Here is a 26,913-nt window from a genome sequence, read left to right as displayed (position 1 = left end):
AGATAGTGAAAAGGTGAATGGGTTATGCAGAAGGTTGAGAGCTACGTAGTTGGAATCGATTTAGGAGGCACAAAAATTGCCGCAGCATTGTTCGATTCAAAGGGGACCGTGTTGAAACGGGAACTGATGGAAACGGCTGGGGCACGTACCGCTAAAGAAGTGGTGCAGCGAATGATCGATATGATCCGCTCCGTATCCGAAGGACGACCACTCACTGGAGTGGGGCTGGCTTCTCCCGGAGCTGTAAATAGCCAGGACGGGATCGTTATTCACGGCACCAATCTTCCGGAATGGGATAATGTTCCGCTGAAGCACTGGATGGAGTCGGAGCTAGGCGTTGAAGTAAAGGTAGTGAATGATGCGAACGCTGCGGCTTGGGGTGAGTATGTCCGAGGAGCTGGCAAAGGTGCAGACAACATGGTTTATGTTACCTTTAGCACAGGGATTGGAGCAGGTATCGTCATTGAGGGCAAGCTGCTTCTTGGCAAAAATTCATTTGCTGGTGAACTAGGTCATAATATTATTGACCCGAACGGAACGGAATGTAGCTGTGGAAGATTCGGCTGCTGGGAAGTTTTCGCTTCGGGCACAGCGATTCGGGATATGGCGCTGCGAAGTATGGAGAGCAGACCGTCGATGATTACGGAACTGGCTAATATAAATGGAGAAAAAATTACTTCGCGGCACGTATTTGAAGCCATGGCACTTAACGATGCCGTGGCCGTCGAGGTTATTGACCGCAGTATTCATTATATGGCACTAGGTCTAGCCAATGCAGTTCATACGTTCAATCCTGATCGGATCGTGATCGGTGGAGGCGTGAGTAAGGCTGGAGATTTGTTATTCCCTGCACTGGTGGAGAAGACGGAGCAATTTGTCATGGATCCATATAAGGGTACTTTTACAATTGAACCTGCCGCTCTCAAAGACGATGTAGGTTTAATTGGAGCCGCAGCATTATTTCATACCGCTTAGGTGGAGTGAAAGATTGATTATAGCTTTCATTAACGAGGAGTTGGTGAGATGGGTGCAAGAGAAGAAAGAACGAAATGGTTCTTACAGGATAGGTTCGGGATGTTTATCCATTGGGGATTATATTCAATTCCTGCTAGAGGGGAATGGATACGCGGTAACGAGCGGATGAGTAGAGAGCATTACATGACGTATTTCGATGAATTTGACGCCTCTCGATATGATCCGAAGAAATGGGCAAGTGCAGCAAAAGCTGCGGGTCAGAAATACGCTGTTCTTACGACCAAACATCATGACGGGTTCTGTCTGTTCGATAGTAAGCTGACTGATTTCAAAGCCACTAATACGCCCGCTGGGCGTGATCTAGTGCGGGAATATGTAGACGCTTTCCGGGCTGAAGGGATTGCAGTAGGTCTATATTACTCTATCATAGACTGGCACCATGAGGATTATCCCGGATATGGAGATAAGGCACATCCTGATCGGGATAACGAAGCGGCTAAAGATAAGCCGATTGATTTCGATAGATACTTGGAGTATATGCATGGGCAAGTAAAGGAACTGCTCACCAATTACGGTAAAATCGACATTATGTGGTTTGACTTCTCCTACGATAATATGACAGGGGAGAAGTGGAAGGCGACGGAGCTTATCCGGATGATTCGTTCCATACAACCTGATATTATTATCGACAATCGATTAGGTGGCAATATTCGTGCGGCAGAACCTGAGGAATATGCTGGAGATTTCTTCTCCCCCGAGCAGATCATTCCGCCTGGCGGCATTGTTGACATAAACGGCCAATCCATCCCTTGGGAAGCCTGCATTACCCTTAATGACAACTGGGGTTATCATTCCGAGGATAAGAATTATAAATCGACCAAACAAGTCATCCGCTCGATGGTCGAATGTATCAGTAAGAATGGTAACCTGCTCCTCAATGTTGGACCAGATGCTAAAGGTGAAATGACACGGGAATCACTGGTTATCCTTGACGAAGTTGGGGAGTGGATGCGCCTTAATGGAGACAGTATTTATGGATGCGGGAAGTCTTTGCTACCTAAGCCAGAGTGGGGACGTTATACGCAAAAGGGCAATAAGTTATATGCGCACGTTTACGACCGTGGAATTGGCCCGATCTATTTCCAAGGCTTGAAAGGGAAGATTAAAAAGGCCAGATTACTACGTGATGGTACCGAGCTAAAGGTGGAGGCGCCGTGGATGGCTGAGGAATATTCGGATGTTGACGGTGGAGCGTTTATTACATTAAAAGGCGCGATGTTACCTGATGAGATGGATACGGTTATCGAGCTTGAACTATTTAATTAAATCAGAAGGAGTTGTCCTAGCAGCCATTCATGGCTTATGGGACAACTCCTTTTTTTCGTATTCTTCGCCAACATTTGCACATACGAAACACCTATCGGACACAGATGACTCTAAACCTAGAAATACCGAACGTTTGGGATGCCAACGGACCTTATAGCCGCTATTGGCTTGAAACACCCCGATATGGAGCTCTTTCGAGGGAATAACGTCATTGGAGTCCGAAGCCCTGTTCCAAAGGCAGAAAATGTGCAAATTACGTCATCTGGGTCCGTAACTCTTAGAGGGTGACAATACTGTTGAAGCATTTGAAGCAGGCATTCAACGAGTCAGAAAACAAAACGGCAATTCTCCAAATAACAGGAGAATCACCGCTCTGCTAATACTAGAGGCGAGCCTTGCGGAAGCCTTCATATATATTGAGGACCGCAACTAAAATCAAGACTGCTATACCTCCACCTACTAGCCCCGTTTCAAATTGGTTAGCTGTAGTAGTTAATAAATTAGACATGTAGTTAATGAATTCTTGGTTAAATACATTCGGATTTATAAGGATAACAGCGAATACAATAAGTACAATGAGCTCGAGGACCGTATTACATAATGCTAATTCTCTAGTCCATTGTCTCTTGATTAATTTATATATAGTTAATGCGACTTCTAATCCGATCACAATAAGAATAATAGGCCAATAATCAAGTAACACATGCTGATTAAAAGCTGGGGCTACGAAGTTAAGTGCGCCTTCACCGCCTCTATAGACTCTGATCAGGTGTTCAGCATTAAAATAAACAGTAGCCCAAATGGCAGTCCACAGTAAACTTCCGAACACTTCGAAGCTTGTAATTGCTTTTTTCTTATGGACAAGCGCGATATCCTTCAAATCATCAGGAGTCCATTTCCTTAATTTTGTAGTAAGCGGATGCCCTTCCTTTCCTTTATCCGCCCGTTCGATAATAGCGAACACAACAGTTATCCAAAAAAAGACTTGGATTCCTACTTCAAGGAAGGTTCCAATTCCTGTACTTATAACTGCAGTAACAATATCCGCAACTGTTTTATCGCCGCTGTAGCCAATCAAGTAATCAGCAACCAGAGCGATTAAAGAAACAACTACAGCGATTGGTATAATCATTTTTAATAACGTAACATATAAATCGAAATAGCGTGGGCCGATGAGATACATGGGCTGATCGCGGTACTCACTAGCTAAAATAGCTGGATTGCCCAATTTTTCAAGGACGGCCGTTACCTCTTTTTCGTCATAATCATCCGGTAACATATCCTCGATGGTTGATCGTAATTCTAATGCGATGTCTTCCCGATTTTGTTCCGGTAACCTCCGAGTAACTTCATGAATGTAAATCTCAATTAGCTTCATGGTCATCCTCCCCTTGTAATAGGCCGTAGAGTTCTTTCGAATTCTTAAGCCATTCTTCCTTTAGCTGTAAAAAAATCTCTACGCCATAGTCACTTAGAACATAATACTTACGGGGTCTGCTCTCGGATGTGTCCCAGCTGCTCGTCACTAATTCCTGTTTCTCTAATCGGCGAAGTAATGGATATAAGGTGCTTTGATCGATGATGATGCTGGATTCCTCCAACAATTGAACGAGCGAATATCCATACTGGGGTGTTCGTAATTGACTTAAAACGGCTAGCGTTAACGTACCTCTTCTAAGCTCTGTGATTAAAGAATTTAATAAAGTACTCATTCACCCACCTCATTATTTTAAATATAAGGATTTATAATCTCTTATAAATTGTTCTTATATTTTTGGTTTAAACGCTTGTTGTCCTTGAGAGGACTTCGAAGCCGCTTATACTTACTATGTGTCATACAGTATTCGATCTATACTATGCATCATACACTATTATTGTTCCAACATCAATTGAATAAAATAATCTTCTAAGAAATAAATAAGAAAATTTTTCTATTTTGTGAAGCAGTTTGATTAAAAGGAGGTTGTGAAATGACCTCTTCAGTTTGGGGTGGAAGATCGATAAGTACATCACGAAATATCAAACATTCGGCATTGTTCTAAAGGGAGCAGAGCAGGTCATTGAGTTTGTGGAGGCGAATCGTTACTTATTGGAGGGGCGGCCGCAGACTTTTCAACACGGCGACTATCATGTAGGAATATGATCATTACGAAGTCGAGGGAACTTGGAATTATTGATTTTAATAGATTTGATTATGGTGATCCTTGGGAGGAATTTAATCGCATTTCTTGGTGTGCACTAACGAGTCCAGAGTTCGCATCGGGCCGAATCCATGGGTATTTTAATCATGATGTTCCAGATCTTTTCTTTAGGCTTTATATACCGAAGTGGTATTTGGCAAGTTATACTGAGTGAAAAGACTCAGCTATTTGAGATTAGTTAGGGGAATTGAGCGATGAATATACTGATTGCTGAAGATGAAACTGATATAAGAAAACTAGTGAAAATACATTTAGAAGATCGATCCTATCGAGTATTCGAAGCCAAGGATGGCATTGAGGCTTTAGAGGTTGTTAATCAACATGAAATAAATCTTGCCATTCTGGATATTGTAATGCCCAAGCTTGATGGGCTTAATCTGTTGCGACAGATAAGAGAGAAAAGCCATATTCCGGTTATCTTGTTAACTGCCCGCGGTGAAGAAATTGATAAGATAGTGGGCTTAGGTCTTGGAGCGGACGATTATATGGTGAAGCCATTTAGTGCTTCAGAGCTTGTGGCTAGGGTTGAGGCGCAGCTGAGACGAAGAAATGTATACGATCTTAGCCAATCGATAACTGAAGAAACAATCCAACATAGAGAATTGAAGCTGAATTTAAAGGAATGTATGTTGTACATAAATGAAAGTCCGGTTCTTTTAAATGCCAAGGAATATAAGGTGTTACAATGTCTGATGCAGAGTCCTAATCAAATTTTTACGCCCAAAAAGTTATATGCAGCAGCGTGGGAAGAAGATTTCTATAGTGATAATAATACGATTATGGTTACCATCAGCCGTCTAAGGAATAAGATCGAACGGGACCCACACCATCCCGAATATATCGTTACAGTGCGTGGACTAGGTTACAAATTCTACAACCCAGGTAAATAAGATGAGAAAACAAAATATATCCTATCAATTGTTAAAAAACTATATCGCGATCTTTCTTATAACAACGGTTATAACGATATTGGTGATTGTTGCTTTATTTTGCATGAACAGGCTGGGATCTAAAGATATTATTTATAATCAGTTAACGGCTGCTAAGCTTATGCAAAATGACTATCAAAGAATTGACACTAGTGTTATTAATGATGTCGGGGGCAGTTTACAGGTTGTGAATTCCAATTACGAAGTCATAGACTCCATTGGCAACAATCCATTTACGTCCGAGCAGATTAGTGTCAAAGAATTTACGGATTTTCTAATGAATACTGGCGCTAACAAAAATATGATCACTGTTGAATATAATGAGCAGGAACAATTTTGGCTGATCGTCTCTTTACCTATACAAGTGAAAATGACAGGCAGTTTCCATTGGAATTCAGATTCACCTATGCAGGATCATACCCTTCGAATGCTTGGGTTTATTGGGTTAGGTTATTTGTTGATTCTGATTCTAAGCACGATGATTTATGCGAGAATTACGGCGGTTAGTTTCATTAAACCCTTAGACCAGTTGTCCGCTGCTGTTGAAAAAGTTAAGAATGGGGATTATTCAGCAAGAGTGCAGGTAGGCGGGAATCGGGAGTTTAGTCAACTGGAGCAGGCTTTTAATCATATGGCAGAAGTGATTCAGATCCAGACCTCGTTAAAAGAACAGAGTGAAAACAATCGAAAAAATCTAATATTAGATATATCCCATGATTTAAAAAATCCATTAACAAGTATTATGGGTTACGCAGAGCTTGAACTAAAAGAACAGGTGAGCGGTCGGATAGAACATTTGGAATTTGCCAAAATAATATACGAAAATAGTATCCGTGCCAATGTATTAATTCAGGATTTGTTTGAATTATCGAGAATGGAAAGTCCCGAATTCCGCTTGGATGTTACACCAGATGATTTCTCAGAATACTTGAGAGAAGAAATGATACATATGTTGCCCGAGCTTGAGGTTGCGGGTCTGATCCCTGATTTTGTAATCGAGCCAGAAGAAATAATTCTACAGTTTGATAAAAAAAGAATGAATCGAGTATTCTCAAACCTGCTTTATAATGCCATCGCTTATCAGGAGCAAGGTTCTACGTTTCAAGTTGTGCTGGAAAAGGTGAATGATGGAGCCAAGCTTACTTTTATTAATTACGGCGAACCATCAGCCTTGAACCCGGCAGGTTCTGGATTAGGGCTACTCATTGTTCAAAAAATAATAGCTGCTCATGGAGGGACTGTTCAGCTGAATACGCAAGATAACCAGTTTGAAATTATAATTGAGCTGAACCGGCAAATTTAAGGTCTATGTAAGATTACATTAAGTCGTATGAAATTTCCTAATGCTAAAATGGTTGATATTCAGTTTATTAACAATTTTACTTGGGGGAATAGATTATAATGATTGATGAAAAATTAAGTAAAAGGCAATTGATCTTGGGCGTTATATTAGCAGTAATGTACTTTTTAGGATTGTTCTCCATTCTCTTGATCAGGCCGGTTATGGAGATTCTTAACCATGTTTTTATTTGGCAGCCAGAACAACAAAATCGAATGGCCTTACTGTTGAATGGTCTGATCTACATAGGAGTGATTTTAGGTTTTAGGGGGTTCTATAAACAAGCTATCCATGATTTCAGACAATACTGGGTCCGTAATATGTTATGGATGATTTGGGGACTTTGTTTGATTATTATCATCGGAAGTATGTTGATTCCCACACTAATCTCCATTTTTCATCCTATTACAAAGTCTGTTAATGAGGTGGATTTACGGGCAATGTTGTCCTCGTATCCATTTATTTTTACAGTGAACGTGGTATGGATTGGCCCCTTGATTGAAGAATTAGTATATCGGGTTACCATTTATAGAACGATCCGCAGGAAGAGTCGTCTTCTGGCTTATCTGATATCCTCCTTTTTATTTGGCTTTCAACATGTCTATAGAGCCGTGGTGTTCCAGAGTAACTATAACGAAATGTGGAATATCTTCTCTTATATGGCTGCTGGATTAATCTTTGCCTACCTATATGAGAAAAGAAAAAATATATTAGTGCCTATAGGCGCGCACATGTTTAGTAATGGTTTATCTGTGCTTCTCTATTTCTTAAGTTAATACGAAACTTGACTTCATATCAGATTACTAGTAAACTGATAATCAAATAGATCCAATTCCAAAGCAATGGATGTGGCATAATGCGAGACAATGGATTCACTGAAGACAACAAACTAAGCTTGTTGATCTGGCTGCGGCTGGTAAGAGTTTATGACAATAGTAACGATCTTTCCAATGAGTTCTTGAAGCAGTTTGATTTAACGGTTAGCCAGTTTGATGCGTTAGTACAAATACTATTACATCAGCCTGTGACACAGATGGAAATTGCCGAGCATTTAACCATTACTAAAGGTGGAGTATCACATATGCTTGGCAGATTAGAAAAAGAAGGATGGATTGAGCGTAAGCAGGATTGGAAGGTGAAGTATATTTCTTTAACTGAAAAGGGCCAAGCGCTTATCGAGAAGGTTCTTCCTTTGCAATCGGATTTCCAAGCTTCGTTATTCGATCCACTGACGGACGACGAGAAGAAAGTATTTTACAGCATGCTTAAGAAGATTCACCGCCATAGCCAGAATGAGAATCGAATTTCCCGAGGAGTTCAGTAGTATTGTAAAAGCTTTATTGTGAATAAAGCTTCCTTTTTTCAGCATCAGTTTACTAGTAAACCATAATCATATTAGGAGGAAATTAAAATGAGCCAACAACAAATAACCGGACAACATCATGTATCAATGATTACTAAAGACGCTAAACAAAACCTATGGTTTTATACAGAAGTACTGGGACTAAGACTTGTCAAAAAAACCGTAAATCAGGACGATCCAACCATGTACCATTTATTCTATGGCAATCCTAATGGCGCTCCAGGCACCGAGGTATCTTTTTTTGAAATGCCAAATGCAGGGCAGACCCGGAAAGGAACGAACAGTATTTCTGCAATCTCTCTTCTCGTTCCTAGCGATGAGGCCTTAGTATATTGGGCTAACAGATTAGATACATTTGAAATCGCTCATGAAGCTATCGTAAGTATAGAGGAGCGTAATTCGCTTACTTTTCAGGATAGTGATGAATTAACGGTTCATCTGGTGTCCGCAGAAAAAGATAATGTGACTCAGCTGGTAGAACCTTGGATTACTGATGATATTCCACCACAATATGCCATTGTTGGTTTGGGTCCCGTTGAATTGACTGTCCGTGAGGCTAGCCGTACAAAGGCTGTTTTAGAGGATGTTTTAGGCTATACACAAGTTCGTAGAGTGCCATCCATGGGTGACCCGAAGGTAATGGTGGATATTTATGAAACAGCTAAAGGCGGCTTGTACACTGAACTTCAGCTCAAAGAAGTTAATGATCAAGACCGGGAAAGACCGGGAAAAGGCAGTATTCATCATGTGGCTATAAGAGTGAAGGATCTGGAAGAGTTAACCGCATGGGCTGCTAAAATCACAGCTGCAGGGTTCAAGAACACAGGGGTCATTGATCGTTATTACTTCCATTCTTTGTATTTCCGTGATCCGAACCATATTCTTTTTGAGCTTGCTACAGATGGTCCAGGGTTTGAGATTGATGAATCTTTTGATGCGCTGGGCGAGAATTTGACCTTACCTTCTTTTCTGGAAGAACGCCGGGAAGAGATTGAATCGAAACTTCATCCTATCCAATAATATAGCTAAGAAATAAGAAAAACTATGAGATTGGAAAAAATTATATTAAAATCATTCCTATAAGGTTAGACGATGGTTTGATAAGGTTCACTTAAGGAGGTAAAGTGTGACGAATAAAATGATAGCTGCTCAGCGTTTATATAATCAGAAGATCGTTGATTCCAAGCTAATCAAGCCCGAACAGGTCGTTAAAGAATTAGGGGCAATACAGGCGCAGGACTACATGCAGGCGATGTGGGCGATCGGATTACGTACTCCATCTTCGAATTTAGCTGATATAGAGTGTGCTATCGTTGATCGCAAGATGATTCTGAATTGGACGCTGCGTGGTACGCTTCATTTTGTCCCACCGGAAGATGTAAAGTGGATGCATCAGCTATCTGTGCCGCGTTTAGCGGGACAAACAAAGCGACGAAATGCAGAGCTTGGGCTAGATGATCAGACACTAGAACGTTGTAGACATATTATAGTTAATGCTTTACAAGGTGGAAAGCAGCTAGATCGTGCTCTTTTACTTCAGCTAATAGAAGAAGAAGGTATTCACACAGGGAACCAGCGTGGTTATCATATGTTGTGGAATGTTGCGTACCAAGGGCTGATTTGTTTCGGGCCGATGAATGGTAAGCAGCAAACGATTGTTTTGCTAGAGGAATGGGTGCCTCATTTTCGCGATCTTACTTACGAAGAGTCATTGTATGAACTCGCTCGGAGATATTTCACTGGACATGGTTTAGCAACTGTTCAAGATTTTGCTTGGTGGGCAGGCATAACCCTTACAGATGCCAGACGAGGACTGGAAGCGGCCAAAAGTCAACTGCAATCAGAGGTTATTGATGGCAGTGAGTATTGGATGTCTGCTCATCGGCTAGAGCCAACTGCTGAGGACTCGGGCGTTCATCTGCTTCCGGGTTTTGATGAGTACATTCTTGGTTATAAAGACCGAAGTGCCGTTCTAGAGCCCGACGTTGCTCCTTTGATAGTTCCGGGGAATAATGGTGTTTTTCTTCCAACGATTGTTGTGGAGGGTCAGGTTGTGGGTACATGGAAAAGAACCCTAAAGACCAAGGGGATTGAGATTGTGATCCATCCTTTTGCCGATCTGGGCGATACGGAAAAGTTGGTACTTAAAGAAGCTGAGCGATATGCGGCATTTATTGGGCTGCCGATACTCAAAATGAATGTGAGTGGTTCATTGACATGAGTATTTCACTATTCTCATCATTCTCACCGTTTTCATCTTTCTTACCATACTTTTGTGCGCACCTTTAACGCTAACGGACACCAGTGCACTTATTAGCTCCTAAATGCTGATTTGCTGAGCTTTTCGGACTCCAATGCAGTTATTCCCGTCGCAGCACCACTTTTGCCCCCTGTTTTTGCGGAATAGCGGCATCTGGGTCCGATAGATTCGTAAAAAGACTACTTTTAGCTCAATAGCGCCTCCTGAGTCCGAAAGACAGAACGGCATAATGGGTGAATGGTTGAATGGATACCGATTACCGGATAACCGCTCACGAATGCACTCTGAGTAAAAAATAACCCGGCAGGGCGACCTGCCGGGTTTGTTTCATAAATCTTATAGCTAGCTTAATTAGATTCGTCTAGCTAATTCAGCGCCTTCCCAAATCGCATTAAGCGCTCTACGCGCTTGCACCGCATCGCCAATTACATGATAAGGGATGGAGCTTTCCTCCAAGAAATCCTGAAGAGGTTGTTTGTTGAGGGCGCGTGAACCTACGGCGATTACTACATAATCAGCAGGTAGGCTGTGAGATTCGCCGTCTTTTTCAACAATTACGCTATCCCCTTGAATCGCCATACATTTGCTGTTGGTTATTAATTCAACGCCATGTCCATATAGACTTTCCATGACACAGATTTTACGCAAAAGTCCTAGATCATTAGCAACATCGGCTTGCATTTCAACTACAGTGATTTGATGTCCGCGTTCTACAAGCAGCTCTGCGACCTCAAGCCCCACTAAACCGCCACCGATAATAACGACTCTTCCTTCTGGATGAACCGTTCCCCACAACACATCATGTGAATTGACCACATGTGAACTGTCGACGCCTTCCACAGGCGGAATAATAGGAGAAGATCCGATTGCAAGAATGACCTCATCTGGACCAATTTCTTGGATTAATTCAGGTGTAACCTCTGTATTCAATCGAATGTCTACACCTTCACGTTTAGCGGTTTCTCCCATATTCAGAGCGGCTGCAGCCATTTCCTCTTTACGTGGTGCGGCGCCGGCAATATAAAGCTGTCCGCCTAGAATGTCATTTTTTTCGCATAATATTGGATGATGCCCACGTCGTTTCAGTGTGACAGCTGCTTCTAATCCACCAGGGCCACCACCAGCAATAAGTATTTTCTTGGGGATATTCGTTTGCTGCAATTCATATTCACTTTCACGGCCGGTTGCAGGATTAAACACACAGCTGATAAATGGCACATTAGGATTCACGAATCCATCGAAGCAGCCTTGGTCGCAACCCACACATTTAACGATGGTGTCTGCACGTCCGGCTAAAGCTTTATTGCAGAATTCCGGATCAGCCAGCTGCGCACGCCCAATGGCTACAAAATCAGCCAAACCCTCCGCGATTATCCGGTCTGCAATTGCTGGATCATTAATACGGCCTACGGCAATAACAGGGATGTTAACCACAGATTTAATTTGTGCTGCGTTATCTACATTGAAGCCCACAGGTAAATCGATTGGCGGAACTTCATATTTAATTGCAGCGCCAGCAGGGACCCCACGAGATACATTAATAGCATCAATTCCAGCTTCTTCAGCGAGCTTCGAGAAGAGCTTCATATCTTCCAGCGTAAGTCCGCCCGGTAGATCCTCAATTGCAGAAATTCTCATCAAGATAGGGAACCCAGGTCCAACCGCTTCCCGGATAGCGCGGATACAAGCCAACGGGAAGCGGCAACGATTCTCCCAAGAACCGCCGTATTCATCCTGACGAAAATTCATTGCAGGACTTAGAAATTGTTGGGGCAAATAACCATGGCCGGCATGGAATTCCACGCTGTCAAATCCGGCTTTCTTCGCACGTGAGGCTGTATCTGCGTAAGCTTGAACCATCTCGCCGACTTCATGATGCGCAAGTTCACGTGGTATATGACTTACGCCTTCAAATGGAACAGGTGAAGAGGAGACCTGAATTAGGTTGGGAGTTACTTTACCTCCATGCCATAACTGTAGACAGCTTTTGCCTCCTGCCTCTCGAATAGCTAATGCTAATTGAGCCATACCTGGAATAAATTTATCATCATAAAGGGCAGGAGCATCATCGGAGGCCGCCGTTGGGTGAATAGTTGTTACTTCTACAGTATTTAAGCCGTTGCCGCCTTTAGCTCGTGCTACATGGTAATCAATCAGACGATCACTGACGTATCCACCCGGCGCATTCATTTTCGTGCCCATCGCTGGTAAAATGACCCGGTTCTTAAGCTCCATATTTCCGATTGTGCCCTTGCTAAATAAATGTGTGAATTCCATATGATAACTTCCTCTCTACATATAGGTTAAAAATAAATAGGTTATTTTAACCTATATTAGCGAAAGGGAGGGCTGAAAGTATGTGCAAAAAATCACGAGTGATTTGGCAGGATTGTAGTAATTGAGGTAATATAAGAAAATGATGAACCGGATACGTATTCCGGAAGCCCGGAGGATGATTATGGATATTGAAGTTTTGATTCTGGCCCAATTAATGAAAGGGGCCAAACATGGTTATGAAATTAAAAAAAACATTATTTTTGTAATGGGCAATGATAAAATCGTAAACAATAACTCGCTTTATCCAAAGCTGAAATTATTTGAAAAGCGAAAATGGGTAATCAAAAAAACGGAAATTCAGGAACGCCGGCCTAAACGTTATGTATATTCTATAACTACTGAGGGTGAGGAGCGGTTTAACACCTGCTTAACAGAATTTACGCTGGAGACTATTCGAATTGATAATGAATGGTCTATTCGTCTTGCTTATTATGAGCTTTTGGATCAGGAGACACGTAGAAGATTGCTTGATTACAGAGAGACTTATATGAACGAAAAGCTGGACCATTTACAGCAGTTATCCAAAGTAGTAGGCAATAGTGAGGATATGGATTACTCTGAGGAGCTCTATTTTTACACCCGAAGTATGGTTTTACGAGAGATCGAGTTAATTAAGGAGCTGTCACGTAAATTAGAAGCATAAGGAAACAGTTTAGCACCCTATGAACCAATCATTTTTTAAAATATGAGGAGGTACAATAGAATATAAGATTGGAGAGTCAAGCTTATGACTGTGAAGAAATACTTAAGTATGATACAAAAGTAGCAAACGATAATGAGTATAATTTGATGATTACTAATAACAGTCCGTTATTTTTGAAAAGCGTAGTTGTAACAGAAGAAGAAGAAGAAGATAACAAGCACAAAAATGCTTTAATTGATGCTAATATCAACCGAGGTAATCAGAAGTGAGGATGCCCCCTGCTCAATAGAGAGCAGGGGGCATCCTCCTTAATTTGGCTAGTCTTTTATTGTTCGCCTTTATTTTTTGGCTTTAAAACCTGATGCTTGCATAAGCTTGGTGAATACTTCGGTGTTTTCGTAGATTCCAGTAAATAATTGTGCATTTTTGCCCATAGCTGTGATTGGAATATCAACCGCAGTATGGCCTGAGGTCGTCCAGTCCACTACAAAATTGTGTTTGGAATTGGCGATGGCGAATGGACCGTCTTCTTTGGATATGCCGTCACCGGACTCATCATCTGCGTCAACTGCTTCAATAGAAAATCCGCCGGTCTCATGATCGGCAAGAACTAGAACCAGTGTATCTGGATTCTTTTTGGCGAAGTCTTTGGCTACTTGCACGGATTTGTCCAGTTCTTGACCTGATCTAATCGTCATTTTAGCGTTGTTTTGGTGTGCAAATTCGTCAGTGCCTTCTTCTTCCACCATAAGGAAAAATCCCTTTTTATTTGTTGCTAGCGTATCTATAGCTTTCTTAGTCATCTCGGGCAGCGATACCACCGGATTATAAATATCCCCTTCACCCTCAGGATTTTGCTGGAACATTTCCTCGTTTGCGAATATTCCCAGTAGCTTGCCGTCTTTTGCTTTTTGCATATCCGCTTTGTTCGTTACATAGGTGTAGCCCAATTGTTTAGCTTTATCAACAAGGTTACCTTGTGTTCCTTTGCTTTTCTCTGAAGGATCTTCAGCGGGTTCATCTGGGAATTTCCCGGGATTGCCTGCAGGGTACCAGAAATCCTCACCCCCACCAAGCAGAACATCAACCTTGCTCTTAGTCAGAAGCTGGAGGGCGATATCACTTTGCTTTGAGCGGTCTTCGACGTGAGCACCAAATGCGGCGCCAGTCGCGTCTGTAATCTGACTAGTAGTAACGACACCTGTTGATTTTCCGGCATCTTTAGCATATTCCATAATGGTTTTAACACTTTTTTTATCGGCATCCATTCCGATAGCTCCATTATAAGTTTTCACACCGCTGGCATAGGCTGAAGCAGAAGCAGCCGAATCTGTAACAGGGACAGTGGAGCTTGTATGAATTAATCCAACGTATGGCATCGAATCCATTGCTAGATTTCCTTTTTCACCTACGGTGGCAAGCCGGATGGCATCACGCTGAGCAGCACCCATTCCGTCTCCAATAAACAGAATTACATTTCTTGTGTTCGAAGATGCTGCGTCTGCTTGATTAGGTGCATGAGTAGTGACTATGCTGGATACAAAAAGAGCCGTTGCCGCTGTCGCTACAATTGCTGTTTTGACGCCATGCTTTTTCGGTGATTTCATAATTTCCCTCCTAATGTATGTTTACAGTCTCATATTATAGTAGTTACATTAAGAGAATGTTTTCTTGTCTTGTAAAAAATGTAAAATGATATAGCGAATATAAATTATCCGAGCTGTGATAAAAGATTTTAAAATAGAAAATATCTAGGTGTATTATTGGAATATTGGATATATTCATCTCTGAATACGGACTTTAAATGTTGCTCTTCTTGAAGAATTAGTAAATGAATCGCGGCAATGTTAAGAATGAATATTAGGAGTGTTAACAGATTGGGGTACATCAGATACAATCCCAGAAACATGAGATCAAACCCGACAAATGCAGCGTTTCTACTATATTTATAAATACCGTGTGTGATGAGTTTGGTTACAGTAGTCTTATCAATCCCAACTCTCCATGAAGTGCGCATAGCAATCATAGCTTGAATGAAAATAAAACATCCGAGGGCAGCTACACCAACACCGCTAAAGTGAATTACAGGAATATCAAACGGTTTACCTACAAGTGTAACCATAAAGGACTCTGCTACGGAAAAAACAAACCATGCTGCGCCCCATAAAAAAGTAGAGGTTTTTACCAATAGCTCGGTATAATGGATCTTAGATAGTTTATCGCCTTTAGCCAGAACGTTTCCTTTAATGTGGTTTTTCTTGTAAAGTATAAGGAGCTTTAATAGATAAGAAATTAGGAAGATAAAGAAAAGAAGTAGAGATAGGATATTTTTAAGATCGCTCATTATGATTTCCTCCTTACCAATACATATGAATGATTGCTCATATGTTTGTTTATATCTTATTTCCTAATATTGTACATGTCAACTAATTATTGATTTAGGAGGATATCGTGAAAACAAATGTATACAAAAAACGGTGGCTTTGGGTGTTGGTTATCGTGGTTATTGCACTTGCAGGTACTGTAATCGGTATGCTGCTTACGCAAACTGGGCTTGCAACCTTTACATCCAATGCTTATGGAGTCTCTTTGAAGTATCCAACGGAATGGGTCGTCGATTCAGCAGATGATGAGAAGGGTCAGGGGGAGGATGGTTTTTTTCAATTATCCGCTATGTCTGGAGAGGGACAATCAATAGATGAAGTAGCTGAAATCATTGCCTCCCATCAGCTGAAACCATATGGCTCCAATCCGCAAATCACTGAACTGACATTAGAGGGGTTAAAAGAGGAAGAGAAGGCAAAGTTGATAATGCCTTCTACTGACCAAGGAGAGGAATGGAATCATCAAGCGGCGCTTATAATTAAATATCCCGAAGCAGTGAAAATAGGAGATGATGTATACTATTATTTTATTTTGCAGGGCGATAAGGAACATGTGGAGGAGATAGGTCAGACCGTAAGATTTACAGGTAAACCGTAAAGTGCTTGCGCACGAAGGTAGTCTATGGGTTTATTTGCAGGGATATCCAAGAAATATTCCGACTGCCATGTTTTCGTTTTTTGAGCTTGGCGACTCGTGGGATTGTCCCAAGGCGGGTAGACTCGAAAAGCTCTTTTTCCACCTTCACCTTTAGCAGATAGAATATCATGTTCTCCTAGGACAGCTTTTGGGAAAATAAATTGGCCAAAGTGATTCCCATTTCGTGTACTTATAACGAAGAGATCAGCAGGATCTGAGATGTCATAGGGTTGGATGGGATGATCTCCAATTCGCTCCCATAGTGTCACAAATTGCCCGACTTTAGTGGGTGTGATTATAGCCACCCGGAATCTAATGGCCAGCGCATTTAAGGTAAAGATATATGCTCCGTATTCCGCATTTTGCGGTTCAAGAATTGGTTCGGAGCAATCAAACCTGCAAGGATTATATACTTCTTCCATGGTAGCAAGTAAGTCACTATGTAGGATAGAAGTAAACATGGCCATCCAGGTTTATGAACGATTTTCTAAAATCATGAAAAAATATGACTAATAGAAAGGTATGAGAGGATGGATAACTATCAGGAGATCATAGCTTCGCTGAAGCAGCGCTTTCCGGAAGGGACAGTAACACACCGAAAAGATAAGAAGGGAGTTTATATCCCCAATCAGGTCTATACAGATCGAATTGAGACTGCAACAGGCAGTGAGTGGGATAAGGAGATTAAGTAGCTGGATATTAGTGTGCCACATCGCTATGTAAAGGCGATCGTACAGATCCGTATTGGACCCTATACTCGTGATGGCTACGGAGTATCGATTATGAATGGAGATCCTGCTGCCGAGCCCAAGTTAATACGTACAGCGGTCGATCAGGCAGTCAATGAAGCTTTCATCGACGCGATTGATACTTATGAGATGGGATGGAAGGATCTCGCCCCCTACAAGCTTGAGGACTGGGCAGGGAACCCAGCGCTTGCACATTTACAACAGAGTGGACCACCTGCAGGAGTAGAGGATGGAGCCGCTCCAATACAATCATTTGCGGTTTCAAACCATAAATGCCTGAAGTGTAAAGAGAATCTGACTAATGCCGAGTGGGAGTTGCTAGGACGGATACCGAACTTAAACCGCGAATCATTGGTATATTGCTTTGAGCATATACTGGCACATTTGAAACGCAAACTTCCCGAGCCAGTTTTGGCTGACTTTGAAGAGAAGCGAAACAGTTAAAGGAGAACGATATAAAATCTTTTTTACTCATTTTAATAGCCTACTGTTTTCAGGGAGGGAATTGAAATGTCCAAAACGACGGTTATTACCATTGCCAATCAGAAAGGCGGTACAGGCAAAACGACCACTGCATACAATCTTGCTTACGCTTTATCTAGGTCGTGTCTGAAAACTAAAGAATCCTATGGTATGATATGAGAAAAACGAATGGAGAAACAAGCATGATTCCAAGACGGTACGAAATAACCGATGAACAGTGGGAACAAATAAAGGACATGTTCCCCCTATCAAACAGGAAGACCGTCGAAATTAAGCAATCGTACGATGTTTAACGCCTTTCCTTGATTGCCCGAAGTGGTGCGGCATGGCGAGACTTGCCGGAAGAACGTTATGGTTCATGGAAAACGGCCTACAGTCGTTTCTGCAAATGGAGAGACTCCGGACTCCTTCTCGCCATCTTCCAAGCCCTTCACATCGAACCCGATTTTAAAAACTTGAGCATCGATTCTACATCGGTCAAAGCCCACCGACACAGTGCCGGTGCAAAAAAAAACGCAGATGGACACGAAGTAAACCAACACATCGGCGTCAGTCGTGGCGGCAAGACGACCAAACTTCATGCCATGGTCGATGGATTAGGCAACCCTCTAGCTTTTCTACTGACGGGTGGTCAAGTTATTCTTTTCCAGCGATTGAATTGCTTCAGGAGTTAGATATTATTGGAAGTCACATTCTTGGCGACAAAGCCTATGGCTCAGAAGCGATTCGGAACTGGATTACGACTAAACAGGCCACTTACACCATTCCGCCTAAAACGAATAGTCAACATCCATGGAAGGTCGATTGGTATCGGTAGAAAGAACTACACTTGGTTCAATGCTTTTTCAATAAAATCAAACACTTTCGCCGTGTGGCCACTCGTTACGATAAGTTGACTAAATCATTCCTCGCGTTTATATACATAGCTTCCATTTTTAAATTGACTCAATGATAGTTTTCAGATACGCCCTACACAGATGCTTCATTATTTTGTCAATGGTAGGGAGCGGGCCGTTCTGTTGTTGTTCTTTCTGAGTTCTTCCCGAGTTCTCTCCAACGTCCCAAAAAGCTTCATTTTGCCCAGATACCGGGAACCCTTACGGTCTTTAAACTCCTCTTCTTGGACTTGATTTCTGCTATCTTCTCAATAGCAGTCGCGACTCAAAATCGAGTGGGAAACCGTGGAGGTTCGAGTCCTCTCGCCCTTTACTAAGAGCAGTTCAATAGATTAAAAATCTGGTGGACTATTTTTATTTTTATTACTTCATTCATTCGGTTTGCGGAAGTGACCTTAAAACTGTATTCCAAGTGAGCATAGATGTTGGCTGTGGTGGAATAGACACTGTGACCTAGCCATTCTTGTACTTCTTTCATGCTAACGCCAATTGCTATGGCACGAACCCTACTGGTCATAGCCTATAGCATGCTGAAAAACAAAGAAGCTTACTTAGAAGGCCGACTCCAAAAACTAAAATTCGTCGATTCGTCTAGTTCCCCTTATTTTCACAGAAAAACTGTCTGTAGGTCGCGAATAAGTTGTCCCGAGGCAACTCCGACAAAACCGGTCTGCTCCAGTGAAATATTAAGGTTCGGTACTAATAGCGCTTCCATTGCTAATTCATCTTCAATGGAATGAAAAACAGGATGGCTGTCTACCAGCACCAAGTCTACAACCTCCAGTCCCTGCCTCCAACAAACGACCAGCTGTTTCAACCGCGATCAGTCCTCCCAAACATTAGCCGATTAGCTGAAATTGACGATGTCCGGTATCCAGAAGACGGGCCGCATAGTCGTCAGCCAGTCGTTCGATCAATCCGTCAATGTTCCTGGTCTCAATAGCGCTCTACATCCGCAATCGTAATGCCAACAACTGGTCCCAGCCCTTATTCATCCAGGTGTCGAAGCAGCAAATGGAAGCAGTTTATTGTTCCCAGACCTATACATGGAATACCACATGAAGCGGACCAGATTGCTTGCCGCCATAATAAGTGAACACTGCGTTGCCGCCAGTATTCAGTTGGGGCAGGACTTCGCTCAACGTTCCCCCCATCTCTGTTTCATGCTTCATAGAATCGCCCTTGAAACCGTCAGTTTGGCTAATTGTATTATTTTTTACGTATGAGGCAACAAAATCAGTGAGCTCTGCTACTGTTGGATCGTTCAACATTTGCCGCAGAAAGGCATCAAACGGAGTGGACTGACCGTCACAAGCATAATTACTCAATCGCGTAGCTTCCCGTCAACCTGAGCCATGATTAATGAATCCGCACCATGTTAAGCGGAGGCCCCCTGCCTATTGATAATAAGGGACAGAATCAGCTAAATAGTCATGCCCTGTCTTGACGCCGGGCTGGAGCAGCCGTATGGTACAAGTGACAAGAACATACAAACATACAAACATACAAACACATGCTCAAGAAGGGGGAACTATGAATAAATTCACAGCCTATGGCCGACAGATCCGGCGGCAGATCGTCAGCAGGTATTACCGGATATCCATCAAGCAGAGAATTCTGTTCTCGTTCATCGTGCTGATCACGCTGTCCATCAGTGCGATGGGCAGCTTCTCGTATTGGATTGCCGCGCAGGAGATCGAGGACAATGCCTACGCGGGCAGCCAGGAGACCGTAAGCAAGACGGCACAGCTGCTGGATTCCCGCCTGAATGATGTGGCGCTGTCCGTGCAGTCCCTGATGCTGAGCGATGCGTACCGCAAGATGATGCTCGATGTGTTCAGCCATGATGTGTCGAATTACTATGTGCATCTGTCGGATCTGCAATATGTGCTCTCCCAGGCAACGTTCAATCAGCCGATCATTGAGAATGTACTGATCGTTACCCCGATAGGCGATTTCTATTCCACTACGCAGACCCGGGCGCAGGACCATTCATTCTACGACTCGGAATTATATGGTCTGAGCAAGGGGAAGCCGGGCGGCTACTGGGCCAAAGGACATTATGACCGGTTATTCACGGGCAGCCAGCGGGTGGTCTCCTTCGTGGTCCGGGGAATTTATGAATACCCTTACACACCGATCAGCAATGTATTTATTGTGGTCAATATCAGGGAGAGCCGGATAAATGAGCTGCTGAATAAAGGGGGACAACAAGCGGGATGGGATTATTACCTGGTGAGCGGTGAAGGCGAGGCGGTGGTGGAGTCCCACTGGCCCTTCCAAGGCAGGTTCCCCTGGAAGCCGATGCTTGCCGGAGCCGGGACAGCAGCCGGTCCCAAGGATTACAACTACAGCTATGGCGGGAAGGAGTATCTGGTTAATTATACAGGCTCAGCGGCATCGCCGGACTGGATCATCTCCGGCATGCAGTCGAGGGACCAGCTGCTGGGCAAGCTGCAGCGGGTGCAGCGCATCACCCTCTATGTCATCGCATTCTTCCTGCTGGCCACCTGGCTGATCTCCAATCAGCTGACGTCTGTGCTGCTTAAGCCGCTGTTCAAGCTGCGGCGGCTGATGCGCAGAGTTGAGGAGAACCAGCTAAGCGTAGTTTATGAGAGCCGTTATGAGGATGAGGTTGCCCAGGTCGGCTATCAGTTCAACCGGATGATGTCGGAGATTAAGGTGCTGATTGCAGATGTGAAGGCCAAGGAGGAGGACAAGCGTCATGCAGAGATCCGCGCACTTACGGCGCAGATGGAGCCGCACTTTCTGTACAATACTCTGAATACCATTTATTGCAAATCGGTCATGGGCGAGAATGATGATGTGAATGAGATGATCCTGTCGTTGTCGCAGATGTTTCAGATCGGGCTCAGCGGCGGCAAGGATCTGATTCCCCTTGAGGATGAGCTGTCCCACATGCAGCAGTATTTCGCCCTTCAGCAGAAATGCTATGAAGGGTTGTTTGAATACACGGTGACTGTTGAGGACGAGGCCCTGCTGTCCTGCCTGCTGCCCAAGATTATCCTGCAGCCGGTGGTGGAGAACAGCATTCAGCACGGGTTCAGCGACCGGACCGCCGGCGGCCGGATCGACATCACGGTCAGCCGGGAGCAGGAACTGCTGCATATTTGCATTACCGACAACGGGCGGGGTCTTGATGCTGCACGGGTCAAGCAGGGGATGGTCAGGGCTCCGCAGTCGAGGAAAGGTTATGCCCTGTTCAACATCAGGCATCGGCTGGCGCTGTATTACGGGGCCGAAGCACGTATGGACGTTGGTGGCGAACCATGTAAGGGATCACGGACAGATCTGTGGATTCCGTTAGGGGAGGAGAGATGAAGGATGGACTGGGAGCTGGAGCAGGAAAGGTTCAAGTTATGTGTAATCGACGATATTAAAAGTGTGGTGGAGATGGTCTCGCGCAAGCCGCCGTGGCAGGAGCACGGTATTGAGGTCGTCGGTACGGCGCTTGACGGTGATGCGGGGCTGCAGATTATCCGCGAGACCCGGCCGGACATTGTGCTGACGGATATCCGAATGCCAAGAATGGACGGCCTGCAGATGACCCGGGCGATTCTGGAGGTGCTTCCGGACTGCAAGATTATTATCCTCAGCGCCTACTCGGAGTTCTCTTATGCCCAGGAAGCCATCCGACTAGGGGCGCTTGATTTCGTCAAGAAGCCCTTTTCGCTGGACGAGATTATGCAGGCTGTGCTGAAGGCCAGGGAGTTGTGCCGGGAGGAGCGTCAGGAGACCACCAGACTTGCTGTGATGGAGGCCAAAATCAGAGAAAGTCTGCCTATTCTCCGCCAGGAATATCTCATCTTCCTGCTGCACCACCAGACGACAGAATCGGATGCACGTTCCCGCTGGGCCTATCTCGATATCCCTCTGGACCAGCATGATTTCTTCGTGTTTGTCGCCGAAATCGATCATTTCACGGAGAAACTGAGCGGCCAGCCTGTGCAGGAGGTCGAGCTGCTGCGGTTCAGCCTGCACAATATTCTCGAAGAGACGATTTCCGCCTGGACCCGCGGCGTCATCATCCGGGAGGCGACAGACCGGTATGTCTGCATCATGAACGGCTCGGACCCGGATACGGCCGCGCTGGTTACGGAGGCCTGCTGCACGAATGTAAGCCGGTTCTCCCGGCATACGCTTTCCATTGGCGTGGGGCTGGGCGCAGCGGCGATTCAGGAGCTGAGCGCAGCGTACAGGCAGGCGATTAGCGCGCTGGGTTATCATTTCTACACCGGAGGCAACGGGGTCTACATTTACAGCAATATCGAGAATAAACCGCTCGCACTTCACAGCTACTCCGCCGCCGTCGAGCAGGAGCTGCTGTTCGCCCTGCGTTCCGGCAATTCTGCCAAAAGCCTGCAGATGCTCGATCAGCTATTCGCGGAGCTGCTGGACAGCGGGCTTTTGCCTGAGCCGCGTTATGTGGAAAGCGTCGGCTATGAGCTGGGCTACAGGATCTGCCGGGTCCTGCTGGAGCAGTTCCCCTACGGGCAGGTGGAGCCGCTGGAGCGCAGGATTGCCGTCATGAAGAACCAGGTGCATCCTTCCCTGCAGGATATCCGGGACCTGCTGTCCGGGCTGTGCCGGGAGGCCTGTGCGCTGGTTACAGAGACCCGTTCCCTGGAGTCCACGCGGATTATCCGCCAGGCCGCCGCTTATATCGATAGCCATCTGGATACGGGACTGTCGCTGGAGCAGGTAGCGAAGCAGATTAACCTCAGCCAGGGGTATTTCTCCAACCTGTTCAAGAAGGTGCAGGGGATTTCGTTTCAGCAGTATGTGATGCACGAGAAGATGGAGAAGGCCAAGGCGATGCTGATCAGCGGACGGCAGGTTCAGGAGATCGCCCAGGATCTTGGGTATGAGCACAGGCGCTATTTCAGCGAGGTGTTTAAGAAATATACCGGAATGACCCCGTCCGAGTTCAAACTGCATTATCTTGGAAAAGAATAAAAATGCGCAGGGGAGGCATGTCCGCAGGGCGGAGGTGGCCTCCCTTCACTGTATAAAGCTTCTGCAGAAATCTGCCCTTAAAGTGGGCTTACCCGCCTTATCCGGATGCGCCAATCCGTCTATAATCAGGTTGTAAGCGAATACAGCAGGGATATATAAGGGGGAACTACCAATGATGAAGCGTATGCTAATAACATCTCTGAGCCTGGTCCTGGCACTTGGCCTGACAGCCTGCGGCAACGGTAACGGCGGCAATGCTGCAGAAGGTAAGGGAGACGGGAAGACAGGCGGCTCGGGGGACAAGACCAAAATCAGCTACTGGACCGGCGACCGTCATGATGCGGATTTCGTGAAGGACAAGGTAGCCGAGTTCAACGCAACCAATACCGACGGGATTGAGGTGGAACTGGTCGTCAAGGGCGACGACTTCGATACCGCACTCGATCTGTCCTTCCAGACCTCCGATGCGCCGGATGTAATCCGGGTGAAGGAGAATACCATCCAGACCTTCTACAAAAAAGGCTTTCTCGCTCCCATTGACGAGTTCCTCACCGATGAGCTGAAGACGAAATTCCCGGCCATGCCGGATCTGAATGAATTCGACGGCAAGCGTTACAGTCTGCCGAATTATGGAACAACCATGCGTCTTGTATACAACAAGGATCTGTTCGCCAAAGCAGGCGTTGAGCATCCGCCGGCTACCCTGCAGGAGCTGGTGGAAACCGCCAAAAAATTGACGGAAGCCGGTAAAGCGGATGGCGCTTACGGCTTCGCCCAGAACTTCAAAAGCCCCGGAAGCGCGTTCGGGCGTTCGGCGCGGGTGATTGCGGAGATGAGCGGCTACGGCGGCTTCGGGTATGATTTCAAGACGGCCCGCTACGATTTCAGCGGCTTCGAGCCGATCATCAATGCCTTTAAGCAGATCCGGGACAACGGCAGCATGCTGCCGGGTGTGGAATCACTGGATATTGATCCGCTGCGGTCGCAGTTTGCAGAGGGCAAAATCGGAATGTATATGTCCTACTCCTCGGAGCCGGGCGTCTACAAGAATCAGTTCCCGGCCAAGATTGACTGGGCAGCCGCTCCGGTTCCGACCATCGACGGCACCGTGAAGGGGGCTTCGGGCTTCCTCGGGGGCCAGTGGCTGGCGCTGAGCTCGAAGTCGGAGCACAAAGGAGCAGCCTGGAAGTTCATGGAGTTCATGTACGGCGATCAGGTGCTGACGGATTATCAGGAAAAAGGCTTTGGCATCTCCATGGTTCCATCCGTCAGCGCAGTAGCCAAGACACCGGATGTGAACGGCATTGAAGGCTTCCTGCCGAACAAGCACGATGGAGTGTGGCCGGTCTATCCGTCTGTAGCACCGGAAGGGATGAAATCGGATGACGCCTTCTTCAAGTATATGCTGAACGGCGGCGATCTGAAGGCGATTATCGCCGATCTGAACAAACGCTATAACACTGCACTGGACAGCGTGATTGCGAATGATGGCGTGAAGGCCGAGCCGGATGCCGGCTTTGACCCCGCCGCACTGGGCGGCAAGTTCGCCAAGTAGACGGAAGGTTAGGGATAGAGATATAGGCCAAAGCAGAGGGATGGGGAAGCAGCTTTCCTCTCCCTCTGCTCTGGCCGCAAGGGAGAGGAGCCGGAAGAAACCAGATGAACAAAACAAAACAAGCCTTATTTTCATACAGCTTTATCTTTCCAAGTGCCTTGCTCACGTTGGTCCTCGGGATTTATCCGATTGCCTGGGCGTTCCGCTATATGTTCTATGATTACAAAGGGTTCGGAACGGCCCGGTTTACCGGGCTGGCCAATTTCAGACGCATCCTGAAGGATACCCAGTTCTGGGAGTCGGTGGTGAACACGTTTGTCTATGCAGGCGGCAAGTTGCTGATCACCATTCCGCTGGCTCTGCTGCTGGCCGCCATATTGAATCGAGGGCTGCGGGGCAGACAGCTGCTGCGGGGGATTTTCTTCATGCCGACCGTCATCAGTACTGCCGTAATGGCCGTAGTCTTCTTCACGATCTTTAACTCGTATAACGGGATTCTCAACCAGTTTCTGATCCGTTCGGGCCTTTCCGATTCCGGTGTGGACTGGCTGGGGCCGAAATATGCCATGCTCACCGTCATTCTGGTTGCAGCCTGGGGGGCGGTCGGCAATTACATGCTGCTCTTCCTTGCCGGTCTGCAGAATATCCCGGAGGATGTTTATGAGGCCTCTTCCCTGGACGGAGCAGGCAGAATCCAGCAGTTCCGCTATGTCACCCTGCCAATGCTCGGGCCTGTCATGCAGATGGTCATTATGCTGGCGATCATTACAGCTTTGAAGGGCTACGAGAGCATTATGGTGCTGACCGAAGGCGGCCCCGTAGGCAAGACAGAGGTGATGTTCCTGTATTTGTACAAATTATTTTTCCCTGTCGGCGGAGGCAGCGCGGCGGTCCAGGTCCAAGAGTTCGGATACGGCAGTGCGGTCGCCTTCGTGTCTGCGGTCATCGTCGGGATCATATCGCTCATTTATTTCTACGCATCCAGACGTATGAATCAGACCGATTGAGGAGAGAGGATATTATGAGACTAAGAACCATACTGGGCAATATCATCCTGTGGATTTTTTTGCTGGCATTTGCTTTTATCACCCTGATTCCGGTCGTTATCACCATTCTCGGCTCCTTCAAGACAAATGCCGAACTGACTGCGGGAGCCACCTTCCTGCCGGATAGCTGGCACTTCTCGAACTATGCCGAAGCCTGGGCGCAGGCGAATTTCTCCAGATATACGCTGAACAGCCTGATTGTCTCTCTGGCGGCGGTGGTTGGCACGCTGCTGGTATCATCCATGGCGGCTTATGTGGTGGACCGGATGGATTTTGCAGGCAAGAAATTGTATATCGGCCTGCAATCCTTCACTATGTTCGTGGCAGTAGGGGCGGTCGTGCTGCGCCCGCAGTTTGATCTGATGGTCAAGCTTCATCTGCACAGCAGCCTGTGGGGGGTCATATTGATTCTGATCTCCGCCCATGCTTCGATCTTCTTCATTCTGTCCAGCTTCATGAAGGGGATTCCCCGTGAGCTGGATGAGGCGGCGCTGATGGACGGCAGCTCCCCTGGCCGCACCTTCTGGCGAATTATTCTGCCACTGCTCGGACCCGGACTCGGCGTAGGTGCGCTGTTCACCTTCCGCGGCGCGTGGAATGAATATTTGCTGCCGCTCGTGTTCACGATGACGAAGCCGGAGCTGCAGACGCTGACTGTCGGGCTGGCGAACCTGAAATACGGGATTTCGGCCGCTTCCCAGACCCACTATATGATGGCGGGCGCCTGCTTGTCCATTCTGCCGATTCTCGTGGCCTATCTGTTCGCCAACAAATCCTTCATGCAGATGACGGCCGGTTCCCTCAAAGGGTAGC

Annotated in this window: 27 protein-coding genes and 2 pseudogenes; 21 read left to right on the top strand and 8 right to left on the bottom strand. The window is 45.6% G+C overall.

The window, feature by feature from the left end; genetic code table 11:
* Positions 1–24 precede the first annotated feature (24 nt).
* A complete protein-coding gene (locus tag NSS82_RS21770) occupies positions 25–975 on the top strand; it encodes an ROK family protein (protein ID WP_341109896.1) in 951 nt (316 codons plus the stop codon).
* 48 nt (positions 976–1,023) lie between these two features.
* Positions 1,024–2,301 carry an alpha-L-fucosidase gene (locus NSS82_RS21765; RefSeq protein ID WP_076105238.1) on the top strand — a complete coding sequence of 426 codons (1,278 nt, stop codon included), beginning with the start codon at positions 1,024–1,026 and terminating at the stop codon, positions 2,299–2,301.
* 382 nt (positions 2,302–2,683) lie between these two features.
* On the opposite strand, the gene NSS82_RS21760 is transcribed toward NSS82_RS21765, so the two are convergent.
* Together NSS82_RS21760 and NSS82_RS21755 are read right to left on the bottom strand one after the other, a co-directional pair.
* Positions 2,684–3,679, bottom strand: a complete 996-nt coding sequence (locus NSS82_RS21760; protein WP_076105239.1) for an HAAS signaling domain-containing protein — start codon at positions 3,677–3,679, stop codon at positions 2,684–2,686.
* Positions 3,666–4,013 carry a PadR family transcriptional regulator gene (locus NSS82_RS21755; protein ID WP_036689003.1) on the bottom strand — a complete coding sequence of 116 codons (348 nt, stop codon included), beginning with the start codon at positions 4,011–4,013 and terminating at the stop codon, positions 3,666–3,668. Before NSS82_RS21755 ends, NSS82_RS21760 begins: the two co-directional genes overlap by 14 nt.
* A gap of 281 nt (positions 4,014–4,294) precedes the next feature.
* Between NSS82_RS21755 and NSS82_RS21750 the strand changes: the two are divergent.
* The 7 genes and pseudogenes from NSS82_RS21750 to NSS82_RS21720 form a co-directional block, all read left to right on the top strand.
* Positions 4,295–4,656: pseudogene (locus tag NSS82_RS21750) on the top strand (aminoglycoside phosphotransferase family protein); the annotation flags it as partial.
* A gap of 40 nt (positions 4,657–4,696) precedes the next feature.
* Positions 4,697–5,392, top strand: coding sequence for a response regulator transcription factor (locus NSS82_RS21745; RefSeq protein WP_076105240.1), 696 nt, complete (start codon positions 4,697–4,699; stop codon positions 5,390–5,392).
* 103 nt (positions 5,393–5,495) lie between these two features.
* Positions 5,496–6,734 carry a HAMP domain-containing sensor histidine kinase gene (locus NSS82_RS21740; protein WP_178944236.1) on the top strand — a complete coding sequence of 413 codons (1,239 nt, stop codon included), beginning with the start codon at positions 5,496–5,498 and terminating at the stop codon, positions 6,732–6,734.
* 98 nt (positions 6,735–6,832) lie between these two features.
* Entirely contained in the window at positions 6,833–7,546 is a 714-nt protein-coding gene (locus NSS82_RS21735; protein ID WP_076105242.1) for a CPBP family intramembrane glutamic endopeptidase, read from the top strand.
* A gap of 80 nt (positions 7,547–7,626) precedes the next feature.
* Complete coding sequence (locus NSS82_RS21730) at positions 7,627–8,094, top strand: MarR family winged helix-turn-helix transcriptional regulator (RefSeq protein ID WP_076105243.1); 468 nt, start codon at positions 7,627–7,629, stop codon at positions 8,092–8,094.
* Between the two features lie 87 nt (positions 8,095–8,181).
* Positions 8,182–9,153: a ring-cleaving dioxygenase gene (locus NSS82_RS21725; protein ID WP_076105244.1), complete on the top strand. Its 972-nt coding sequence runs from the start codon at positions 8,182–8,184 to the stop codon at positions 9,151–9,153.
* Positions 9,154–9,259: 106 nt separating this feature from the next.
* Complete coding sequence (locus NSS82_RS21720; RefSeq protein WP_076105245.1) at positions 9,260–10,354, top strand: winged helix DNA-binding domain-containing protein; 1,095 nt, start codon at positions 9,260–9,262, stop codon at positions 10,352–10,354.
* Between the two features lie 390 nt (positions 10,355–10,744).
* On the opposite strand, the gene baiCD is transcribed toward NSS82_RS21720, so the two are convergent.
* On the bottom strand, positions 10,745–12,670 hold the full coding sequence (gene baiCD / locus NSS82_RS21715) for a bile acid Fe-S flavoenzyme BaiCD (RefSeq protein WP_052097144.1): 1,926 nt from the start codon (positions 12,668–12,670) through the stop codon (positions 10,745–10,747).
* A gap of 181 nt (positions 12,671–12,851) precedes the next feature.
* Between baiCD and NSS82_RS21710 the strand changes: the two genes are divergently transcribed.
* Together NSS82_RS21710 and NSS82_RS21705 are read left to right on the top strand one after the other, a co-directional pair.
* Positions 12,852–13,373 carry a PadR family transcriptional regulator gene (locus NSS82_RS21710; RefSeq protein ID WP_036688994.1) on the top strand — a complete coding sequence of 174 codons (522 nt, stop codon included), beginning with the start codon at positions 12,852–12,854 and terminating at the stop codon, positions 13,371–13,373.
* 68 nt (positions 13,374–13,441) lie between these two features.
* Positions 13,442–13,642 (top strand): hypothetical protein, encoded by a 201-nt coding sequence (locus tag NSS82_RS21705; RefSeq protein ID WP_076105246.1) that lies wholly within the window; start codon positions 13,442–13,444, stop codon positions 13,640–13,642.
* Positions 13,643–13,711: 69 nt separating this feature from the next.
* Here NSS82_RS21705 and NSS82_RS21700 read toward each other — a convergent pair whose 3' ends face one another.
* Together NSS82_RS21700 and NSS82_RS21695 are read right to left on the bottom strand one after the other, a co-directional pair.
* The gene (locus tag NSS82_RS21700; protein ID WP_076105247.1) at positions 13,712–14,980 is read right to left on the bottom strand and encodes an alkaline phosphatase; all 1,269 of its coding nucleotides are present in this window, start codon (positions 14,978–14,980) and stop codon (positions 13,712–13,714) included.
* Positions 14,981–15,108: 128 nt separating this feature from the next.
* A complete protein-coding gene (locus NSS82_RS21695) occupies positions 15,109–15,717 on the bottom strand; it encodes a methyltransferase family protein (RefSeq protein WP_036688989.1) in 609 nt (202 codons plus the stop codon).
* Positions 15,718–15,824: 107 nt separating this feature from the next.
* Here NSS82_RS21695 and NSS82_RS21690 point away from each other — a divergent pair, with 107 nt between their 5' ends.
* Positions 15,825–16,355: a hypothetical protein gene (locus NSS82_RS21690; RefSeq protein ID WP_038572309.1), complete on the top strand. Its 531-nt coding sequence runs from the start codon at positions 15,825–15,827 to the stop codon at positions 16,353–16,355.
* On the opposite strand, the gene NSS82_RS21685 is transcribed toward NSS82_RS21690, so the two are convergent.
* Positions 16,325–16,855 carry a MepB family protein gene (locus NSS82_RS21685; protein ID WP_076105248.1) on the bottom strand — a complete coding sequence of 177 codons (531 nt, stop codon included), beginning with the start codon at positions 16,853–16,855 and terminating at the stop codon, positions 16,325–16,327. The genes NSS82_RS21690 and NSS82_RS21685 overlap by 31 nt on opposite strands.
* Positions 16,856–16,924: 69 nt before the next feature.
* Between NSS82_RS21685 and NSS82_RS21680 the strand changes: the two genes are divergently transcribed.
* From NSS82_RS21680 to NSS82_RS21665, 4 genes and pseudogenes are all read left to right on the top strand, one after another.
* Positions 16,925–17,086, top strand: a complete 162-nt coding sequence (locus tag NSS82_RS21680) for a hypothetical protein (protein ID WP_155288153.1) — start codon at positions 16,925–16,927, stop codon at positions 17,084–17,086.
* A gap of 12 nt (positions 17,087–17,098) precedes the next feature.
* Complete coding sequence (locus NSS82_RS21675; protein WP_143759060.1) at positions 17,099–17,587, top strand: hypothetical protein; 489 nt, start codon at positions 17,099–17,101, stop codon at positions 17,585–17,587.
* A 66-nt stretch (positions 17,588–17,653) separates the two neighbouring features.
* Positions 17,654–17,785: a ParA family protein gene (locus NSS82_RS21670; RefSeq protein ID WP_080742533.1), complete on the top strand. Its 132-nt coding sequence runs from the start codon at positions 17,654–17,656 to the stop codon at positions 17,783–17,785.
* Between the two features lie 23 nt (positions 17,786–17,808).
* Positions 17,809–18,578: pseudogene (locus NSS82_RS21665) on the top strand (IS5 family transposase).
* 551 nt (positions 18,579–19,129) lie between these two features.
* On the opposite strand, the gene NSS82_RS21660 reads toward NSS82_RS21665, so the two are convergent.
* Complete coding sequence (locus NSS82_RS21660) at positions 19,130–19,339, bottom strand: hypothetical protein (RefSeq protein WP_076273775.1); 210 nt, start codon at positions 19,337–19,339, stop codon at positions 19,130–19,132.
* A gap of 223 nt (positions 19,340–19,562) precedes the next feature.
* Positions 19,563–19,850 (bottom strand): hypothetical protein, encoded by a 288-nt coding sequence (locus NSS82_RS21655; protein WP_076105250.1) that lies wholly within the window; start codon positions 19,848–19,850, stop codon positions 19,563–19,565.
* Between the two features lie 205 nt (positions 19,851–20,055).
* On the opposite strand from NSS82_RS21655, the gene NSS82_RS21650 reads away from it, so the two are divergent.
* The 5 genes from NSS82_RS21650 to NSS82_RS21630 all read left to right on the top strand — a co-directional run bounded on the left by NSS82_RS21650 (position 20,056) and on the right by NSS82_RS21630 (position 26,912).
* Positions 20,056–21,864, top strand: a complete 1,809-nt coding sequence (locus NSS82_RS21650; RefSeq protein ID WP_076105251.1) for a cache domain-containing sensor histidine kinase — start codon at positions 20,056–20,058, stop codon at positions 21,862–21,864.
* A gap of 3 nt (positions 21,865–21,867) precedes the next feature.
* On the top strand, positions 21,868–23,499 hold the full coding sequence (locus tag NSS82_RS21645) for a response regulator (RefSeq protein WP_076105252.1): 1,632 nt from the start codon (positions 21,868–21,870) through the stop codon (positions 23,497–23,499).
* A 172-nt stretch (positions 23,500–23,671) separates the two neighbouring features.
* Positions 23,672–25,054, top strand: a complete 1,383-nt coding sequence (locus NSS82_RS21640; protein WP_038572290.1) for an ABC transporter substrate-binding protein — start codon at positions 23,672–23,674, stop codon at positions 25,052–25,054.
* A gap of 104 nt (positions 25,055–25,158) precedes the next feature.
* Positions 25,159–26,061, top strand: a complete 903-nt coding sequence (locus NSS82_RS21635; protein ID WP_076105253.1) for a carbohydrate ABC transporter permease — start codon at positions 25,159–25,161, stop codon at positions 26,059–26,061.
* Between the two features lie 14 nt (positions 26,062–26,075).
* A complete protein-coding gene (locus tag NSS82_RS21630; RefSeq protein WP_038572285.1) occupies positions 26,076–26,912 on the top strand; it encodes a carbohydrate ABC transporter permease in 837 nt (278 codons plus the stop codon).
* The last annotated feature ends 1 nt before the right edge of the window (position 26,913 follow it).

The organism is Paenibacillus sp. FSL H7-0735 (genome assembly GCF_038008505.1).
Lineage (GTDB): Bacteria > Bacillota > Bacilli > Paenibacillales > Paenibacillaceae > Paenibacillus_AQ > Paenibacillus_AQ odorifer.
The sequence above is the reverse complement of the archived record's forward strand: the minus strand, read 5'-3'. Positions and strand labels throughout refer to the sequence as shown.

What these genes read in the sequence shown, in the direction of transcription:
- NSS82_RS21645 (WP_076105252.1), top strand. Translation starts at nt 21,868, where the DNA reads ATGGACTGGGAGCTGGAGCAGGAAAGGTTCAAGTTATGTGTAATCGAC.
- NSS82_RS21755 (WP_036689003.1), bottom strand. Translation starts at nt 4,013, where the DNA reads ATGAGTACTTTATTAAATTCTTTAATCACAGAGCTTAGAAGAGGTACG.
- NSS82_RS21635 (WP_076105253.1), top strand. Translation starts at nt 25,159, where the DNA reads ATGAACAAAACAAAACAAGCCTTATTTTCATACAGCTTTATCTTTCCA.
- NSS82_RS21640 (WP_038572290.1), top strand. Translation starts at nt 23,672, where the DNA reads ATGATGAAGCGTATGCTAATAACATCTCTGAGCCTGGTCCTGGCACTT.
- NSS82_RS21710 (WP_036688994.1), top strand. Translation starts at nt 12,852, where the DNA reads ATGGATATTGAAGTTTTGATTCTGGCCCAATTAATGAAAGGGGCCAAA.
- NSS82_RS21695 (WP_036688989.1), bottom strand. Translation starts at nt 15,717, where the DNA reads ATGAGCGATCTTAAAAATATCCTATCTCTACTTCTTTTCTTTATCTTC.
- NSS82_RS21760 (WP_076105239.1), bottom strand. Translation starts at nt 3,679, where the DNA reads ATGAAGCTAATTGAGATTTACATTCATGAAGTTACTCGGAGGTTACCG.
- NSS82_RS21685 (WP_076105248.1), bottom strand. Translation starts at nt 16,855, where the DNA reads ATGTTTACTTCTATCCTACATAGTGACTTACTTGCTACCATGGAAGAA.
- NSS82_RS21680 (WP_155288153.1), top strand. Translation starts at nt 16,925, where the DNA reads ATGGATAACTATCAGGAGATCATAGCTTCGCTGAAGCAGCGCTTTCCG.
- NSS82_RS21730 (WP_076105243.1), top strand. Translation starts at nt 7,627, where the DNA reads ATGCGAGACAATGGATTCACTGAAGACAACAAACTAAGCTTGTTGATC.
- NSS82_RS21650 (WP_076105251.1), top strand. Translation starts at nt 20,056, where the DNA reads ATGAATAAATTCACAGCCTATGGCCGACAGATCCGGCGGCAGATCGTC.
- NSS82_RS21765 (WP_076105238.1), top strand. Translation starts at nt 1,024, where the DNA reads ATGGGTGCAAGAGAAGAAAGAACGAAATGGTTCTTACAGGATAGGTTC.
- baiCD (WP_052097144.1), bottom strand. Translation starts at nt 12,670, where the DNA reads ATGGAATTCACACATTTATTTAGCAAGGGCACAATCGGAAATATGGAG.
- NSS82_RS21735 (WP_076105242.1), top strand. Translation starts at nt 6,833, where the DNA reads ATGATTGATGAAAAATTAAGTAAAAGGCAATTGATCTTGGGCGTTATA.
- NSS82_RS21670 (WP_080742533.1), top strand. Translation starts at nt 17,654, where the DNA reads ATGTCCAAAACGACGGTTATTACCATTGCCAATCAGAAAGGCGGTACA.
- NSS82_RS21740 (WP_178944236.1), top strand. Translation starts at nt 5,496, where the DNA reads ATGAACAGGCTGGGATCTAAAGATATTATTTATAATCAGTTAACGGCT.
- NSS82_RS21700 (WP_076105247.1), bottom strand. Translation starts at nt 14,980, where the DNA reads ATGAAATCACCGAAAAAGCATGGCGTCAAAACAGCAATTGTAGCGACA.
- NSS82_RS21745 (WP_076105240.1), top strand. Translation starts at nt 4,697, where the DNA reads ATGAATATACTGATTGCTGAAGATGAAACTGATATAAGAAAACTAGTG.
- NSS82_RS21725 (WP_076105244.1), top strand. Translation starts at nt 8,182, where the DNA reads ATGAGCCAACAACAAATAACCGGACAACATCATGTATCAATGATTACT.
- NSS82_RS21770 (WP_341109896.1), top strand. Translation starts at nt 25, where the DNA reads ATGCAGAAGGTTGAGAGCTACGTAGTTGGAATCGATTTAGGAGGCACA.
- NSS82_RS21630 (WP_038572285.1), top strand. Translation starts at nt 26,076, where the DNA reads ATGAGACTAAGAACCATACTGGGCAATATCATCCTGTGGATTTTTTTG.